This is a genomic window from Solicola agrisoli, from assembly GCF_049059935.1.
Lineage (GTDB): Bacteria > Actinomycetota > Actinomycetes > Propionibacteriales > Nocardioidaceae > JAURVT01.
In genome coordinates, this window is record NZ_JBMGQR010000043.1 from 19,188 (window position 1) to 35,721 (window position 16,534).

Sequence of the window (16,534 nt, forward strand, 5' to 3'; positions counted from 1 at the left end):
TTATCCACATCTAGGTCCACACGATCGGCCCGGTCGCCCACAGGGGAACCGTCCCGGTCAACACGGAGTCCACAGGTTCGTCCCCAGGGGCGGGCCGCGCGAACCGCCGGAAGGAGGCGCACCGTGCACTGTCCCTACTGCCACCACACCGACACCCGCGTGCTCGACAGCCGGGTCAGCGACGACGGCGCCGCCATCCGTCGCCGCCGGGTCTGCCAGGAGTGCGAGAAGCGCTTCACCACGGTCGAGGCCATGCAGCTGACGGTCGTCAAGCGCTCCGGCGCCACCGAGCCGTTCGTCCGCGACAAGGCGGTCGCGGGCGTCGCCAAGGCGTGCAAGGGACGTCCGGTGTCCGCCGACGACCTCGCCCGCCTCGGCCAGCGGGTCGAGGCCGCGCTGCGCGAGGCCGGGTGCGCCGAGGTCCCGGCCCACGAGGTCGGCCTGGCCGTCCTCGAGCCGCTCAAGGAGCTCGACGAGGTCGCGTACCTGCGCTTCGCGAGCGTCTACAAGCAGTTCGACTCCGTCGACGACTTCGCGAGCGAGATCGCCTCGCTCATGGCGGCGGGAGCCGACGGCGAGATCGCCGAGCAGCAGGCCGCCCAGCGCGCCACCTGAGCACCGCACCACCGCACACCGCACACCGCACAGCCACACGAGCACCACCTACCTACGGGGAAACCGGGAGCAGCAATGACAGAGACCGTCAACGGCACCAGCGGCGACACGAAGACCGGCGCAGGCAAGGGCCTGAGCATCGAGCGCGTGTACACCACCGCGGGCGTGCACCCCTACGACGCGGTCACCTGGGAGCGCCGCGACGTGGTGCAGACCAACTGGAAGACCGGCGAGACCGTCTTCGAGCAGCGGGGCGTCGAGTTCCCCGACACGTGGAGCGTCAACGCGTCCACGATCGTCACCACCAAGTACTTCCGCGGCGCCGTCGGTGCGGCCGACCGCGAGCAGAGCCTCAAGCAGCTCCTCGACCGCGTCGTGCTCACCTACGTCAAGGCGGGCAAGGACCACGGCTACTTCGCCACCCCGGCCGACGCCGAGGTGTTCGAGCACGAGCTGACGCACATGCTGCTGCACCAGGTGTTCAGCTTCAACAGCCCCGTGTGGTTCAACGTCGGCACGTCCAGCCCCCAGCAGGTCTCAGCGTGCTTCATCCTCGCCGTCGACGACTCGATGGACTCGATCCTGAACTGGTACCGCGAGGAGGGCCTGATCTTCAAGGGCGGCTCCGGTGCCGGCCTCAACCTCTCGCGCATCCGCTCGTCCAAGGAGCTGCTCCGCAGCTCGGGCGGCACCGCGTCGGGCCCGGTCTCCTTCATGCGCGGCGCCGACGCGTCCGCGGGCACCATCAAGTCCGGCGGCGCCACGCGTCGTGCGGCCAAGATGGTCGTCCTCGACGTCGACCACCCCGACATCGAGGAGTTCGTCGCCACCAAGGCCCGCGAGGAGGACAAGATCCGCGTCCTGCGCGACGCCGGCTTCGACATGGACCTCGGCGGCAACGACATCACGTCGGTGCAGTACCAGAACGCCAACAACTCGGTCCGGGTCAACGACGAGTTCATGCGCGCGGTCGAGGAGGGCGGCGACTTCGGTCTGCGCGCCCGCACCGACGGCTCGGTGATCGACACCGTCGACGCCAAGAAGCTCTTCGGCGACATCGCCCAGGCCGCCTGGGCCTGCGCCGACCCCGGCATCCAGTACGACGGCACCATCAACGACTGGCACACCACCCCCGAGACGGGCCGCATCACCGCGTCCAACCCCTGCTCGGAGTACATGCACCTGGACAACTCCTCGTGCAACCTCGCCAGCCTGAACCTGCTGAAGTTCCTCAACGAGGACGGCTCGTTCGACGTCCAGACGTTCGTCAAGGCCACCGAGCTGATCATCACCGCGATGGACATCTCGATCTGCTTCGCCGACTTCCCGACCGAGGCGATCGGCGACACCACCCGCGCCTACCGCCAGCTCGGCATCGGCTTCGCCAACCTCGGCGCGCTGCTCATGGCGTCCGGCCTGGCCTACGACTCCGACGGCGGCCGCGCGTTCGCCGGCGCCATCACCTCGCTGATGACCGGCACCTCGTACCGGCGCTCGGCCGAGCTGGCCGGCGTCGTCGGCCCGTACGACGGCTTCGCGCAGAACGAGGCGGGCCACACCCGCGTCATGCGCAAGCACCAGGCGGCCAACGACACCATCCGCACGCTTCACACGATGGACATCGCCGTGCACCGCGAGGCCACCAAGCAGTGGGCCAAGAACCTCGAGATCGGCACCGCCAACGGCTGGCGCAACTCGCAGGCCTCGGTGCTCGCGCCCACCGGCACCATCGGCTTCATGATGGACTGCGACACCACCGGCATCGAGCCCGACTTCTCGCTGGTCAAGTTCAAGAAGCTCGTCGGCGGCGGCTCCATGCAGATCGTCAACCAGACGATCCCGGTGGCGCTGCGCAAGCTCGGCTACGCCGAGGAGACCGTCGAGGCGATCGTCGAGTACATCGGCGAGCACGGCCACGTCATCGACGCACCCGGCCTCAAGACCGAGCACTACGAGGTCTTCGACTGCGCCATGGGTGAGCGCTCCATCAAGCCCATGGGCCACGTCCGGATGATGGCCGCCGCGCAGCCGTTCCTCTCGGGCGCCATCTCCAAGACGGTCAACCTCCCCGAGGACGCCACCGTCGAGGAGATCCAGGACGTCTACTTCCAGGGCTGGAAGCTCGGCCTCAAGGCGCTCGCGGTCTACCGCGACAACTGCAAGGTCGGCCAGCCCCTGGCCGACGCCAAGGCCAAGAAGGCCGACAAGGTCGCCGACGAGGTCAAGACCGTCGTCGTCGAGAAGCCGGTCCGCAAGCGTCTGCCCAAGTCGCGCCCGTCGATCACCACGTCGTTCACCGTGGGCGGTGCCGAGGGCTACATGACCTCGGGCTCCTACACCGACGGCGAGCTCGGCGAGGTCTTCCTCAAGCTCGGCAAGCAGGGCTCGACCCTGGCCGGCGTGATGGACGCCTTCTCGATCGCGGTCTCGATCGGCCTGCAGTACGGCGTCCCGCTGGAGACGTTCGTCGGCAAGTTCACCAACCTGCGCTTCGAGCCCGCCGGCCTGACCGACGACGCCGACGTGCGGATGAGCCAGTCGATCATGGACTACATCTTCCGCCGCCTCGCGCTGGACTACCTGCCGTTCGACACCCGCTCGGCGATGGGCATCCACACCGCCGAGGAGCGCCAGCGTCAGCTCGAGACCGGCTCGTACGAGCTCGTCGAGTCCTTCTCGGAGGTCGAGTCCCTGACGTCGGCAGACGACGCCCCGGCCACCTCGGCCGTGGTGAAGGACGAGCTGGCGACCGAGGCCCAGGTCCCCGCGGCCGACGCCAAGGTCGTCGCCGACGCCGCCAAGCCGGCCCCGGCCACCGCGCACACCTCGGCCGAGCTGCTGGAGTCCATCACCGGCTCCGCGGTCGACAGCCCGCTGTGCTTCACCTGCGGCACCAAGATGCGCCCCGCCGGCTCGTGCCACGTCTGCGAGGGCTGCGGCAGCACCTCCGGCTGCAGCTGACGCTGCGCCCAGCAACGCCCCGAGGGCCCGGATCGACGTCTGTCGGTCCGGGCTCTCGGGCGTGTGAGGACGGCGCGCGTCGAGCGTGCGACGTCGGGCTAGGGGTTCAGGCAGGGGCCTGCGCCGGCGGCAGTCAAGCCGCGTCGGTCGCCGTCTCCCCAACGGGTCTGGGCGAACGACTCGGCATGCATGACCTGTCGGCGGTCGTCGACGTGGTCCAGACCCATCAGGTGGCCGAGCTCGTGCATCACCAGCGAGGTGGCGGCGGCGCGACCCTGGGCGCCGTACGTCGTCAGCAGGTCGTCGACGTAGTCGCGGTCGAGCGTGACGGTGCCGGTCACGTACATCATCGACTCGCCCGACTCGTCGGGCATCGAGACCGGTAGGGCGTAGCCGGCCAGATCCTTCAGACCCGGAACCGTCACCTCGTCGGTCCACGAGATCAGCACCGGGGCGTGGCGCGCGCCGTACCGATCGGGTTGCCACGAGGGACGGACACCTGAGACGACCTCGGTGGTCCGGCCCTCGGACACCAGGTCCAGTCCGGTCGCCCGCTCGATCTTGGCGACCGCCGCAGCGACGATCTTCGTGCTGCCGCGAGGAGCGTCGCCGGACACGACGTAGGGGATCGGGTGGCATGAGCTCCACCTGATGGGCGACCCGTCGGCCTGGAGCTCCAGCACCTCGTACCCGTCCGGCTCGACGGTTGCCGCCCGGCTGGGGCCGGCGGTGGACGGTGGGGCAGGCGCGGTGGCGGGCGCGCTGGGCGAGGACTCGGCGGCGACGACCTTCGCGCCGCCGTCCTCGTCAGACACCTCGCCGACGACCACGGCGGTCCCGACGAGCACGACGATCCCGGCGAGGGTCGACGTCGCGCGACGTCGTCGCCGACGAGCACCCGCGAGCCCGTCGTCGGCCCCGGGTCGCCGGGTGTGCGTCCCGAGCTGCACCATCACGCTCCGTTCCTCGCGAGGAGGATAGGTCCCGGAACAGCGTTCTCGTGCCAGAACGTGCAGGACCGAGGTCGACCACGGGATCCAGACGACGTCGGCCCCACGCGACGTTGTCCTGAGCCCGCTCCAGGTCCACAGGTCCTCCGCCCGGCGTGGTCTGTCCACAGATCCCGTGACGCCTCTCGTGCCGGCGCCACGCGACTCCGAGCCTGGATCCATGCCCACCTCACGCACCCGCCGCGCCCGCCGTCCCGGACCCGATCGCCAACGCGCGCGTCGACGACGCGACCGAGCCGAGCGGCTGGCTCGCTCGATGCACGAGCTGCCGCCGGAGCAGCAGGCACTCGTCGACGAGCTGGACGGGTTCGAGCGCAGCGGTGACGCGGCGGGTGCCCGCCGGATGTTCGAGCGCGAGGGTGGTCTGCCCTCGTCGCCGGCGGCGATCCTGGACCTGCTCGAGGTCGCCCGGCTGGAGGACGTCGGGTGCGCGCCGTCCTGGGTCTACGACCGCTGGGTGGCCCGGCAGGCCCAGCGGTGGCTGCCCCGTGACCCCGCCGGACGTCTGGCGCCGGCTCTCGACCAGACCGCGTTCGCCGTGCCGCCGACCGAGGCGCCCGGCCCGGGGGAGGACTTCGGGGCCTACGCCCGCAGGGCCGTCGACGGCTACTACGCCAACTGGCTCGCCAACCAGATCGGGGTGTTCGAGCTGGGTGGCCTCGGGGCCTTCCTCGCGGCTCGGGCGGTGCCCGCGCTCACCGACCGCGCCCGGGGCGTCCGTCGTTGGGTCGAGGCGCCATGGGGCGTCTACGTCGCGGGTCACCTCACCGCCGGCGCGCTCGAGGTCCGCGACCTGCACACGCACACCTCGACCCGTGTCGTCCACCTCGGCATGGCCTCGGAGGTCCCGGTCGACCAGGCGTGGTTGGGGCGGATCGTGGCGGTGGACGACGACCCCGGCCACCTGTTCGAGTCCCCGCCCCTGCCGATCGACGAGACGACCGCCCGCACGCTCGCCGACGGCGACCTCTCGGTGCCGCGGGTCCTGGCCGTCCTCAGGGACGCGGTCGACCTCGGCCGACTACCGCGCGGCTTCGCGGCGAGGGAGGCGACGGACCTGTCTTGCGAGCTCGGACGCCGATCTCCGTTCGGGTTCGGGGAGCAGCCGACCGCGGATTTCCTCGCCGAGACGAGCCCGGGCGACGCCGAGGCCGTCGCCGAGCTGGTCCCCCTCGGAGTCGGTGAGCTGGAGCTGGACGCCATCCTCACCTTCGACACCATCGGACGGATGCTCGGGACGAGCCCCCAGGCGCCCGCGGGCCTGACCCCGTTGCTCGTGCCGCCGATCGTCGAGGCATCCCCGTTCGAGGCGCTCCGCAGGCATCGGACCGGTCCCCGGCACGCCGAGGTCTGGCGTCACGTGCACCACCACACCCCGACCTTCGCCAAGCCCCGCTCGCGGGCGCTTCTCGACGCCTGCGCCGACTGACACCGAGGGCGGATACCGTCACGGCATGGGTCCGCCGACGCTGAACGATGCCCGCGCGTACACACGGGCCGTGGCGTTCGGGCAGCTCGTCCCGGGCGGCATGCTCGTCGGGGCCATCCCGGTGGTCGTCGCCGGTGAGGTCTCGCCCCTGGCTTTTGGCACGGTGATGGTGGTCGCGCTGGTCACGTCGATCATCGCCAACGTCGTCACCGTCTCGGTGGCGCGTCGCGAGGACCGACGACTCGTCGCCTCGGTCGACGAGGGCACCCGCGAGCTGACGTCCGGCGCGGTGCCGCTCGCACGCCCGGTGCCGGCGGTGGTGGTGCGCCGGCGCCGTGACGTCGTCGTGATGACGGCACTCCTGCCCGAGGCCGGTGCTCGGCGGGTGGCGCTCCACCCGCCGCGAGTCCTCGCCGACGAGCTCCGCAGGGGCAGCCACCACCTCGTCCACCTGCACCCTCGGCGCCCTGACGTCGCGTTGCTCGACGCCGGCGCCGACGCCCACCTGCGGCACCTGGCGGGCCAGGATCCCCGCTGGACGGCCTGGGCCGTGCCCACGGACGGGTCCGTCATCGGCGGGTACGCCGCGGCGGCCGCCTTCGGTGCTGCGGGCTTCCTCGTCGGCGTCGGGCTCGGGGCGTCCGTGGCGCTGGTCGTCTCGGCCCTCTGACGGAGGAATGCGCGACACCGACCGATGGTTCCACCAGGCGTGAACCCCACCGTCAAGGTCGACATCTGGTCCGACGTCGCGTGCCCCTGGTGCTACATCGGCAAGCGCAAGTTCGAGGAGGGCGTGCGCCGGTACGCCACGACGGACGGTTCTGCCGACGTCGAGGTCGAGTACCACTCCTTCGAGCTCGCGCCCGACACCCCCGTCGACTCCGACGGTTCGGAGGTCGACTTCCTCGCCCACCACAAGGGCATGGACGCCGCGCAGGTGCAGCAGATGCTGACGCAGGTCGGTGAGATCGCCGCGTCGGTCGGCCTGGACTACGACTTCGACGCGCTCCGCCACACCAAGACCCTCAAGGCCCACGAGCTGCTCCACCACGCCAAGGCGCACGGCCTGCAGGAGCCGATGAAGGAGCGCCTGCTCAAGGCGTACTTCGAGCAGGGCCGCCACGTCGGACGCGTCGACGACCTCGTCGCGCTCGCGACCGACGTCGGTCTGGACGCCGACGAGGCGCGGGCAGCCCTCGAGGACGGCCGGTACGCGGGCGACGTGCAGGCCGACATCGACCAGGCGCGGGCCTACGGCATCAACGGCGTCCCGTTCTTCGTCGTCGACGGCCGCTACGGCGTCTCCGGCGCGCAGGACCCCGACACCTTCGCCCAGGCCCTCGCCACCGCGGTCGCCGATCGCACCGAGGCGCAGTCGTGACCGGCCCCTTCACCAAGGTCGGCGACGACGACGCCGGCACGTGCGTCGACGGCGTGTGCGCCGTCCCGGTCACGCAGCCCGCCGACGCCGACGTCCCGGACGGCGACGCCTAGTCGCCCTCGGGCTCGGGTGCGCGGCGTTCGACGCCGGGCGGACGGTCGCGCCAACGGGCGGCGGGATGCTCGGCCACGGCCTGCAGCACGTAGACCCACTCGCGCCGCGTCTCGGGGTCGAAGGTCAGGGCGTCGTTGTGGTGGTCGGTGCGCTGCAGGAAGAACGCCCAGCCACGCAGCAGGTCCAGGCCGCACCACTCGGGCACCCACCCGAGCTCGGACCACTGCTCGCGGGCCGGCCGCAGCACCTCGGCGAGCTCGGCGGGGCCCTTGGCCAGCCGGGTGTAGGCGTCGTACCTGGTGGCCCACTCGAGCTGGGCCGCGAGGTGCGGCAGCGGGGGCAGCGCGTCCGGCTCCTCGTGCATGGTTCAAGCCTGCCACGGTGCGTCGCCGAGCCGACGGCGTCACGCGCTGCAACCCCGTGCAACCCTCGCCTCCGTCGGCCGGACGTGGTGTGATCTGGCGCACACCCCAGCACGAGAGGCGGACGCCATGACCGAGACCCTGGAACGACCCTCCGACACCACGAGCCCCGCCCAGCAGCGGGTCGACGCGTGGCTCGCGGACTTCGAGGCGGCACTGGCCGCGCGCGACGTCGAGAAGGCCGCCGGGATGTTCGCGACCGACAGCTACTGGCGCGACCTGGTCGCGTTCACCTGGAACCTCAAGACCGTCGAGGGCCGCGACGAGATCACCGACCTGCTCCGCGAGCGCCTCGACGACACCGACCCGTCGGGGTTCCACACCCTCGAGCCCGCCGACGAGGCCGATGGCGTCACCACGGCGTGGATCGGGTTCGAGACCGCGGTGGGTCGCGGCAAGGGCCTGCTCCGCCTCACCGACGAGGGCGCGTGGACGCTGCTCACCACCCTGTACGAGCTCAAGGGCCACGAGGAGCCGCAGCGGACGGGGCGCCCGATGGGTGCCGAGCACGGCGCCAACCGCGACCGCGAGACCTGGAGCGAGAAGCGCGAGCGCGAGGCCGCCGAGCTCGGCTACCAGACGCAGCCCTACGTCCTGGTGATCGGCGGTGGGCAGGGCGGCATCGCCCTCGGCGCGCGGCTGCGTCAGCTCGATGTGCCGGCGATCGTCATCGACAAGCGCTCGCGACCGGGCGACCAGTGGCGCAGCCGCTACAAGTCCCTCTGCCTGCACGACCCCGTCTGGTACGACCACCTGCCCTACATCAAGTTCCCCGACAACTGGCCGGTGTTCGCCCCCAAGGACAAGATCGCCGACTGGCTCGAGTCGTACACCAAGATCATGGAGCTCAACTACTGGTCGAGCACCGAGGCCAAGAACGCCACCTACGACGAGGCGCTGGGGGAGTGGAAGGTCGAGGTCGAGCGCGACGGCCAGCCCGTCGTCCTGCGCCCCAAGCACCTGGTGCTGGCCACCGGCATGTCCGGCAAGCCCAACGTCCCGGACTACCCGGGCATGGACGTGTTCCGCGGCGACCAGCACCACTCCTCCGCCCACCCCGGCCCCGACGCCTACGCCGGCAAGAAGGCCGTCGTGATCGGCTCGAACAACTCCTCGTTCGACATCTGCGGGGCCCTGTGGGAGAAGGGCGCCGACGTGACGATGGTGCAGCGGACGCCCACGCACATCGTCAAGTCCGAGTCGCTGATGGACCTCGGCCTGGGTGACCTGTACTCCGAGCGCGCCCTCGACGCCGGCATGACCACCGAGAAGGCCGACCTGACGTTCGCGTCGCTGCCGTACCGGATCATGCACCAGTTCCAGATCCCGGTGTACGACGCGATCCGCGAGCGCGACCAGGAGTTCTACGACCGCCTGGAGGCCGCCGGCTTCCGCCACGACTGGGGCGACGACGGCTCCGGCCTGTTCATGAAGTACCTGCGACGCGGGTCGGGCTACTACATCGACGTCGGGTCGGCCGACCTCGTCGCGAACGGCGACGTCAAGCTCGCGCACGGCCAGGTCGACCACCTCACCGAGCACGCCGTGGTGCTGGAGGACGGCACCGAGCTCGAGGCCGACCTCGTCGTCTACGCCACCGGGTACGGCTCGATGAACGGCTGGGCCGCCGACCTGATCAGCCAGGAGGTCGCCGACACGGTGGGCAAGGTCTGGGGTCTGGGCTCGGAGACCACCAAGGACCCCGGCCCGTGGGAGGGCGAGCAGCGCAACATGTGGAAGCCCACCCAGCAGGAGCACCTGTGGTTCCACGGGGGCAACCTGCACCAGTCGCGGCACTACTCGCTCTACCTGGCGCTGCAGCTCAAGGCCCGCGCCGAGGACATCCCCACCCCGGTCTACGGGCTCCAGGAGGTGCACCACACCGGGTGAGGCATGGTTTCAGCCGTCGAGGTGCCCGCTCAACCGGTTGCGACGCTCCGCGCTCGCGGTGTTGAGGCCGCGCACCTCGACGGCGGTGCCGCGCGCCGCGTACTTGGTCTCGATGGCGTCGAGGGTGGCGACCGTCGACGCGTCCCAGATGTGCGACTCGCTCAGGTCGATCACCACGCGCGGGCCGCCCGCGGCGTAGTCGAACTGGTCGACCAGCTCGTTGCTCGAGGCGAAGAACAGCTCGCCGACCACGCGGAAGACGCGGGCGTCGCCCTCGGGCTCGGCCTCGACCACCTGGGTGAAGTGGGCGACGCGTCGGGCGAAGAGCACCATCGCGACCACCACGCCCACGACGACGCCGATGGCGAGGTTGTGGGTCCACACGACGACGGCGACGGTCACGAGCATCACCGCCAGCTCCGAGCGGGGCATCCGTCGCAGCGTCGCCGGCCGGATGCTGTGCCAGTCGAAGGTCGCCACCGACACCATCACCATGACGGCGACCAGCGCGGCCATCGGGATGAGCGCCACGACGTCCCCGAGCGCCACGACGAGGACCAGCAGGAAGGTGCCGGCCAGGAAGGTCGAGATCCTCGTGCGCGCACCGGAGACCTTCACGTTGATCATCGTCTGGCCGATCATCGCGCAGCCGCCCATGCCGCCGGTGAACCCGGTGATGACGTTGGCCGCGCCCTGGCCCCAGGCCTCGCGCTTCTTGTCCGAGCCGGTGTCGGTGACGTCGTCGACGAGCTTGGCCGTCATCAGCGACTCCATCAGGCCGACGAGCGCCATCGCCAGCGCGTACGGCGCGATGATGCGCAGGGTCTCGAGCGTCAGCGGCACGTCGGGCAGGACGAAGCCGGGCAGGCTGTCCGGCAGGGCGCCCTCGCCGCCGACGTCCGGCACGTCGATCGCCGCGACGAGCGTGACCGCCGTCAGCAGGACGATCGCCACCAGCGGCGACGGCACGACGGTGGTGAGGCGGGGGAGCAAGACGATGATCGCCAGGCCCACCGCGACCATCGGGTAGACGGCCCACGGGACGTCGACCAGCTGCGGCAGCTGCGCCATGAAGATGAGGATGGCCAGCGAGTTGACGAACCCGACCATCACGCTGCGCGGGACGAACCGCATCAGGCGGGCGACGCCGAGCAGTCCCATCGCCACCTGCATCAGGCCGCCGAGCACGACCGTCGCCAGGAGGTAGTCGAGCCCGTGGTCGCGCACCACCGGGGCGATGACGAGCGCGACGGCGCCCGTCGCGGCCGAGATCATGGCGGGACGGCCGCCGAGGACGGCGATCGAGACGGCCATCGTGAACGAGGCGAACAGTCCGACGCGGGGGTCGACGCCGGCGATGATCGAGAACGAGATGGCCTCGGGGATCAGGGCGAGGGCCACGACGAGACCGGCGAGGACCTCGGTCTTGAGGGCGCGCGGGGAGCGCAGGGCGGCACGCACCGACGTCACGTCGGGCGTGACGGCAGCAGAGGACGACGACACGCAGGCTCCACGGGGTTCTCGAGACGGGGTGCGCGGCTGCCACGACGGGGCGCCGCGCACCCCCTATGAGAACACCCGGGACGCCTTAGCCGATCGGCGACACCGATCCCGCCTCGTTGGCGACGATGTCGCGGGCGAGGGTCTCCCACTTCGCGTAGGCGTCGGGGTAGGCCGAGCGCTGGACGGCCTGCGCCGCCTGGGTGATGGTCATCTGCTGCCAGCCGCTGATGTCGAGCAGACCCGGGTTGGGCGTGTGGCTCGCGACGCCGTAGAAGGCCTTGGACGCGAGCACCGGGTCGCTGACCTGCGCGTTGGTGCCCCAGCCCTGGGACGGGCGCTGCTGGAACAGGCCGAGCGAGTCGCGGTCGCCGTAGGTGACGTTGATGAGCGTCGACTCCTGCATCGCGGTGGCCAGCGCGACCACCCATCCCCGCTCGGGCACGTTCGCACCCTTGCCGACGCCGATGATCGTGCGGGCGTTCTGCTTCTGCTCCGGCGAGAGCGACGCGTAGTCGTCGCCCGGGGTGCCGCCGCCCGAGCCGCCGCCGCCGAGCAGCGCCTGCCAGGTCTGCGGACCCACGACGCCGTCGGCCGACAGCCCCGCCCCGGACTGGAAGCTGCGGACGGCGGCGGCGGTGCCGGATCCGAAGTCGCCGTCGGTGGCCAGCGAGGCCCCGTGCTTGTTGAGCTGCACCTGGAGCGCCTGGACGGCCTGCCCGGTGCTGCCCTGACGGACCGTGGTGACGAGCGCGGAGAACGTCGCCGGCCCGGCGACACCGTCGGCGCTCAGGCCCGCCGAGCGCTGGAACGCCGTGACGGCGGCGGCCGTCCCGCTGCCGTACACGCCGTCGGCGGTGGTCGAGCTGCCACGCGAGCCGAGCAGGTGCTGCAGCGACCGGACGTCCGGCCCGCTCGAGCCCTGGGACAGGGTCGGGTAGGTCGCCGCGCTCGCCGGCGGCGCGGTGAGCGTCAGCCCGAACGCGGCGACGGCGGTGAGGACGAGGACGGTCAGCAGCCGGCGCGCGCGTCCCGTGGACAGGGTGTCGGTGGTCATGGTCGACAGGCTGCCCACCGGCCGCACCACCCAAACCCACCCGCGGGTGCACGGCGGGTGAACGACGTCGGGCGCGCGACGGGGCCCGCTGCTTGACTGACTCGATGACACCGACGCTCTACGCCGAGACACCCGCCCGCCGTACCTGGCAGGTGGTGGCCGACCTCGGTGTCGTGGTGTGGGTGGCGGTGTGGGTGCGGTTGGCCGTCGAGGTGCACCAGCGGGTGTCGGCCCTCGGCGCGCCGGGTCTGCGCGTCGAGGCCGCCGGCAACGACCTCGCGCGGCAGATGTCGGCGGCGGGGCGGCGCATCGATCAGGTCCCGCTGGTCGGGGACGACGTCCGCGGGCCGTTCGACAAGGCCAGCGACGCCGCGCGTGCGATCTCCGGAGCCGGGCGCGGGGCGCAGGAGGCCGCGCAGAGCCTGGCCACCGTGCTCACCGTCGCGATCGTGGTGCTCGCCGTCCTCGTGGTGCTGGTGAAGTGGCTGCCCTGGCGGGTGGCGTTCGTCCGCGAGGCCACTGCCGCCCAGCGGGTGCTGCGCACCTCCGGCGACCTCGACCTGTTCGCGTTGAGAGCGCTGGCACGCCAGCCACTCACCGCCCTCGCGAGGCTGCACCCCGACGCCGCCGACGCCTGGCGCCGGCGCGACCCCGAGGCCGTGCGGGCGCTGGCCGACCTCGAGCTGCGCGCCTGCGGACTGAAGGCACCTGGACGCTCCTGACGACCCTGGCGCGCCGTAGGTGGCCGGGTCTAGGTTGATCGGCACCACCGACGACAGGGGACCCCGATGCCCACTCGCGACACCCCGTTCCCCGCTGGCACGCCCAGCTGGGTCGACCTCTTCAGCTCCGACACCGCCCGGGCGGCCGAGTTCTACGGCGCCGTCCTCGGGTGGACGTTCGAGCCCGGCCCGCCGGAGTTCGGCGGGTACGGCAACTTCACCTCCGACGGCCACCAGGTGGCCGGCATGATGCACAACTCCGGCGAGGCCGGCACCCCCGACACGTGGACGGTCTACGTCACCGTCGACGACGCGGAGGCCACCGCCGCCGTCGCCGAGAAGGCCGGCGCCACCGTGGTCGCCCCGGCGATGGCCGTCGGCGACCTCGGCTCGATGGCCGTGCTCGTCGACCCCGCCGGCGCGGCGTTCGGACTCTGGCAGCCAGGTCGGCACATCGGCTACACCAAGCACGACGAGCCCGGCAGCCCGTCGTGGGAGGAGCTGCTCACCCGCGACTTCGCCTCCGCCACGTCGTTCTACCGCGAGGTGTTCGGCTGGCAGCTCGAGCCGGTGTCCGACACCGACGACTTCCGCTACTTCACCGCCAAGGTGGGCGACACCGAGGTGGCCGGCCTGATGGACGGCGGGAGACTCCCTGCCGATCAGGCGCCCTCGCACTGGGCGGTCTACTTCCGCGTGGACGACGTCGACGCCGCCGTGGTCGAGGTCGAGCGCCTCGGGGGCACGGTCGTCGAGGCGCCGCAGGACACGCCGTACGGACGGCTGGCCACCGTCGCCGACCCCACGGGAGCCGCGTTCAAGCTGCACGGGTGAGCCGCGGTCGACGGCACCGGTCCTCGACGTGCCCCGGCGGCCGGGCGCGACGAGGATCGGACCCATGAACATCGACCTCACCGGCAGGACCGCCCTCGTCACCGGGTCCACGGCCGGCATCGGACTGGCGGTGGCCGTCGGCCTCGCCGGGGCCGGTGCCACCGTGCTCGTCAACGGACGCACCCAGCAGCGCGTCGACGACGCCCTGGCCGCCGTCCGGGACCAGGTGCCCGGCGCCGACGTGCGCGGCGCCGTCGCCGACATCGGCACCGCCGACGGGGTCGCGACCCTCGTCGCGGCCGAGCCCGACGTCGACGTGCTCGTCGCCAACGCCGGCGTCTTCGAGCCCACCCCGTTCGCCGAGATCGGCGACGACGCGTGGCAGCAGGTGTGGGACGTTAACGTGATGAGCGGGGTGCGGCTCGCGCGGCACCACGTGCCGCGCATGGTCGACCGAGGCTGGGGCCGGGTGGTGTTCATCAGCAGCGAGAGCGCCCTGCACATCCCCGCCGAGATGGTGCACTACGGGGTCTCCAAGACCGCCATGCTCGCCGTGGCCCGCGGCATCGCCGAGTCGTACCCCGCCTCGGGCGTCACCGCCAACTCGGTGCTGCCCGGCCCCACCCGCACCGAGGGTGTCGAGGCGATGCTCGCCGGGCGAGACGGGTCGTTCGAGGACAAGCAGGCCCGGTTCTTCGCCGAGGACCGCCCGAGCTCGCTGATCCAGCGGTTCGCCGAGCCGTCCGAGGTGGCCGCGATGGTCACCTACGTCTGCTCGCCCCAGGCGTCGGCCACCACCGGCGCGGCGCTGCGCGTCGACGGCGGCGTGGTGCGCGCGATCGGTTGACGCGTCAGCCGAGCAGGCCGAGGAACGCGCCGAGCTCGGCGAGCCGCGGCGGCGACGCCGGGAGGTGCTCGGTCAGGGCGGGGGAGCGCACCACGTAGGCGCACCACTGGCCGCGGGAGACGGCGACGTTCAGGCGGTTGCGCGACAGCAGGAACTCCAGGCCGCGGGGCACGTCGTCGGCGCTCGACGCCGTCATCGACACGATGACGACGGCCGCCTCCCGTCCCTGGAAGCTGTCGACCGTGCCCACCTTGACCCCGCCGAGGCCGGCCGCGGCCAGATGCTCGGCGATCGTGCGCACCTGCGCGTTGTAGGGCGCGACCACGAGCACGTCGTCCGGACCGAGCGGACGGGTGTCGCCGTCGGTCCACGCGGTGCCGAGGTGCCGGCGGACGAGGTCGACGACCGCGTCGGCCTCCTCGGGTGACCGGCTCGACCGGCCCGCGTGCTCCACGAGCACCTCGTGGACGCCCGGGTCGACGCCGTCGAGGCGGCGGACGTCGGTGACCTCGACCTGCGAGTGCAGCAGACCGTCGTAGGCGAGGTGCGACACCTTGGCGCACAGGGCCGAGTGCATGCGCCAGGAGCGCTCGAGGAAGTAGCCGAGGCGCGGCGGCAGCGTGTCGTGGCCGTCGGCCACCCAGGCCAGGGCGGAGGTGTCGACCGGGACGGGGTGCGTGCCCTGGCTGACCTGCGGCAGCTGCTGCGGGTCGCCGAGCAGCAGCAGCCGTGGCGCCGCCACCGAGTCGGCGACGGTGTCGGCGAGCGAGAACTGCCCGGCCTCCTCGACCACGAGCAGGTCGAGCGACCCGCGGGGCACCTGGCTCGCGTTGGCGAACGTCCAGGCGGTGCCGCCGACGACGCACCCGGTGCCGGCGTGGTCGGCGATGAACGACGCGTAGTGCTTGGTGTCGGTGCTGGGCCAGGGGTGGGCGCGCAGGTCGCCCGGCCGCTTGGCCTTGGCGACGAGCGAGGGGTCGACGCCCGCGGCCACGACGCGTCCGAGGAGGTTCTCCACGACGGTGTGCGACTGCGCGACGACGCCGACCGACCACCCGTCGGCGACGAGCCGGGCGACGACGTGCGAGCCGACGTGGGTCTTGCCCGACCCGGGCGGCCCCTGCACGGCCAGGTAGGAGCGGTCGAGGCGGCGGACGGCGTCGGTGACGGCGTCGACGTAGCCGTCGGGCCCGTCCGCCACCGGCGGAAGGGGGCCGCCGCCGAGCAGGCGGGGCGGCCGGCGGCGGGCGACGTCGACGGCCGGGCTCGGCGGCAGCGTGGGCAGGGAGCTCAGCACCTCGGACGCGAGGTCGGCCGCCGCCTGGGCGATCTTGTCGGCGGCGGGCGGCGCGTCGTCGGGGACGAAGGCCACGGGGCGCAGGTCGTGCGGGTCGCCGTCGAGCGTCTCCTCGACCCGGACGACCGCACGACCGTCGACGGCGACGTCGAGGCCGACGACCTTGACCGTGCCGCCGACGGCCCGGCCGTCCACGCTCGGACGCCTCATCGTCGCGGTGCCGGCGTCGTAGAGACCCTTGAGCGACGACCCGACGGCGACCCGCGACCCCTCGGTGAGGGTGGCGGTGAGCTCGACGACCCGGCGCGGCTTCTTCTGCTTCGGGGCGGTGATGCCCCAGGGCTCGACGACGCGCGCGTCGGTGGCGACGAGCACGTCGGCGTCGGCGGCGAGCTCCTCGACGGGTGCGCGCAGCCGCTCGAACCACGACCACCAGTAGGGCTTGGCCTCGCGGC

14 protein-coding genes are annotated in these 16,534 nt (G+C 72.2%); 9 read left to right on the forward strand and 5 right to left on the reverse strand.

The window, feature by feature from the left end; translation table 11 throughout:
- Positions 1-123 precede the first annotated feature (123 nt).
- Both nrdR and ACI6PP_RS14920 read left to right on the forward strand, forming a co-directional pair.
- On the forward strand, positions 124-615 hold the full coding sequence (gene nrdR, locus ACI6PP_RS14915; RefSeq protein WP_421112394.1) for a transcriptional regulator NrdR: 492 nt from the start codon (positions 124-126) through the stop codon (positions 613-615).
- A 75-nt stretch (positions 616-690) separates the two neighbouring features.
- A complete protein-coding gene (locus ACI6PP_RS14920; protein WP_421112395.1) occupies positions 691-3,576 on the forward strand; it encodes a vitamin B12-dependent ribonucleotide reductase in 2,886 nt (961 codons plus the stop codon).
- A 98-nt stretch (positions 3,577-3,674) separates the two neighbouring features.
- Here the strand turns inward: ACI6PP_RS14920 and ACI6PP_RS14925 are convergent, their stop codons facing one another.
- Positions 3,675-4,532: a matrixin family metalloprotease gene (locus ACI6PP_RS14925; protein ID WP_421112396.1), complete on the reverse strand. Its 858-nt coding sequence runs from the start codon at positions 4,530-4,532 to the stop codon at positions 3,675-3,677.
- Between the two features lie 214 nt (positions 4,533-4,746).
- Between ACI6PP_RS14925 and ACI6PP_RS14930 the strand changes: the two genes are divergently transcribed.
- Genes ACI6PP_RS14930 through ACI6PP_RS14940 form a run of 3 tightly spaced genes read left to right on the forward strand, consistent with a single transcriptional unit; the run spans position 4,747 to position 7,396 of the window.
- On the forward strand, positions 4,747-6,015 hold the full coding sequence (locus ACI6PP_RS14930) for a hypothetical protein (RefSeq protein WP_421112397.1): 1,269 nt from the start codon (positions 4,747-4,749) through the stop codon (positions 6,013-6,015).
- Between the two features lie 25 nt (positions 6,016-6,040).
- Positions 6,041-6,685 (forward strand): hypothetical protein, encoded by a 645-nt coding sequence (locus ACI6PP_RS14935; RefSeq protein ID WP_421112398.1) that lies wholly within the window; start codon positions 6,041-6,043, stop codon positions 6,683-6,685.
- Between the two features lie 39 nt (positions 6,686-6,724).
- A complete protein-coding gene (locus ACI6PP_RS14940) occupies positions 6,725-7,396 on the forward strand; it encodes a DsbA family oxidoreductase (RefSeq protein WP_421112399.1) in 672 nt (223 codons plus the stop codon).
- 109 nt (positions 7,397-7,505) lie between these two features.
- Here the strand turns inward: ACI6PP_RS14940 and ACI6PP_RS14945 are convergent, their stop codons facing one another.
- Positions 7,506-7,874 carry a hypothetical protein gene (locus ACI6PP_RS14945; RefSeq protein ID WP_421112400.1) on the reverse strand — a complete coding sequence of 123 codons (369 nt, stop codon included), beginning with the start codon at positions 7,872-7,874 and terminating at the stop codon, positions 7,506-7,508.
- Between the two features lie 127 nt (positions 7,875-8,001).
- On the opposite strand from ACI6PP_RS14945, the gene ACI6PP_RS14950 reads away from it, so the two are divergent.
- Complete coding sequence (locus tag ACI6PP_RS14950; protein ID WP_421112401.1) at positions 8,002-9,822, forward strand: NAD(P)-binding domain-containing protein; 1,821 nt, start codon at positions 8,002-8,004, stop codon at positions 9,820-9,822.
- A 9-nt stretch (positions 9,823-9,831) separates the two neighbouring features.
- Here ACI6PP_RS14950 and ACI6PP_RS14955 read toward each other — a convergent pair whose 3' ends face one another.
- Positions 9,832-11,325, reverse strand: a complete 1,494-nt coding sequence (locus tag ACI6PP_RS14955; protein WP_476712940.1) for a SulP family inorganic anion transporter — start codon at positions 11,323-11,325, stop codon at positions 9,832-9,834.
- A gap of 85 nt (positions 11,326-11,410) precedes the next feature.
- Positions 11,411-12,379: a peptidoglycan-binding domain-containing protein gene (locus ACI6PP_RS14960; protein ID WP_421112402.1), complete on the reverse strand. Its 969-nt coding sequence runs from the start codon at positions 12,377-12,379 to the stop codon at positions 11,411-11,413.
- Between the two features lie 104 nt (positions 12,380-12,483).
- Here ACI6PP_RS14960 and ACI6PP_RS14965 point away from each other — a divergent pair, with 104 nt between their 5' ends.
- The 3 genes from ACI6PP_RS14965 (at position 12,484) to ACI6PP_RS14975 (ending at position 14,782) form a co-directional block, all read left to right on the forward strand.
- Positions 12,484-13,101: a hypothetical protein gene (locus ACI6PP_RS14965; protein WP_421112403.1), complete on the forward strand. Its 618-nt coding sequence runs from the start codon at positions 12,484-12,486 to the stop codon at positions 13,099-13,101.
- 66 nt (positions 13,102-13,167) lie between these two features.
- Entirely contained in the window at positions 13,168-13,935 is a 768-nt protein-coding gene (locus ACI6PP_RS14970; RefSeq protein ID WP_421112404.1) for a VOC family protein, read from the forward strand.
- 64 nt (positions 13,936-13,999) lie between these two features.
- A complete protein-coding gene (locus ACI6PP_RS14975; RefSeq protein WP_421112405.1) occupies positions 14,000-14,782 on the forward strand; it encodes an SDR family NAD(P)-dependent oxidoreductase in 783 nt (260 codons plus the stop codon).
- Positions 14,783-14,786: 4 nt separating this feature from the next.
- Here ACI6PP_RS14975 and ACI6PP_RS14980 read toward each other — a convergent pair.
- A partial coding sequence (locus tag ACI6PP_RS14980) for a DEAD/DEAH box helicase (RefSeq protein WP_421112406.1) occupies positions 14,787-16,534 on the reverse strand: 1,748 nt, incomplete at its 5' end.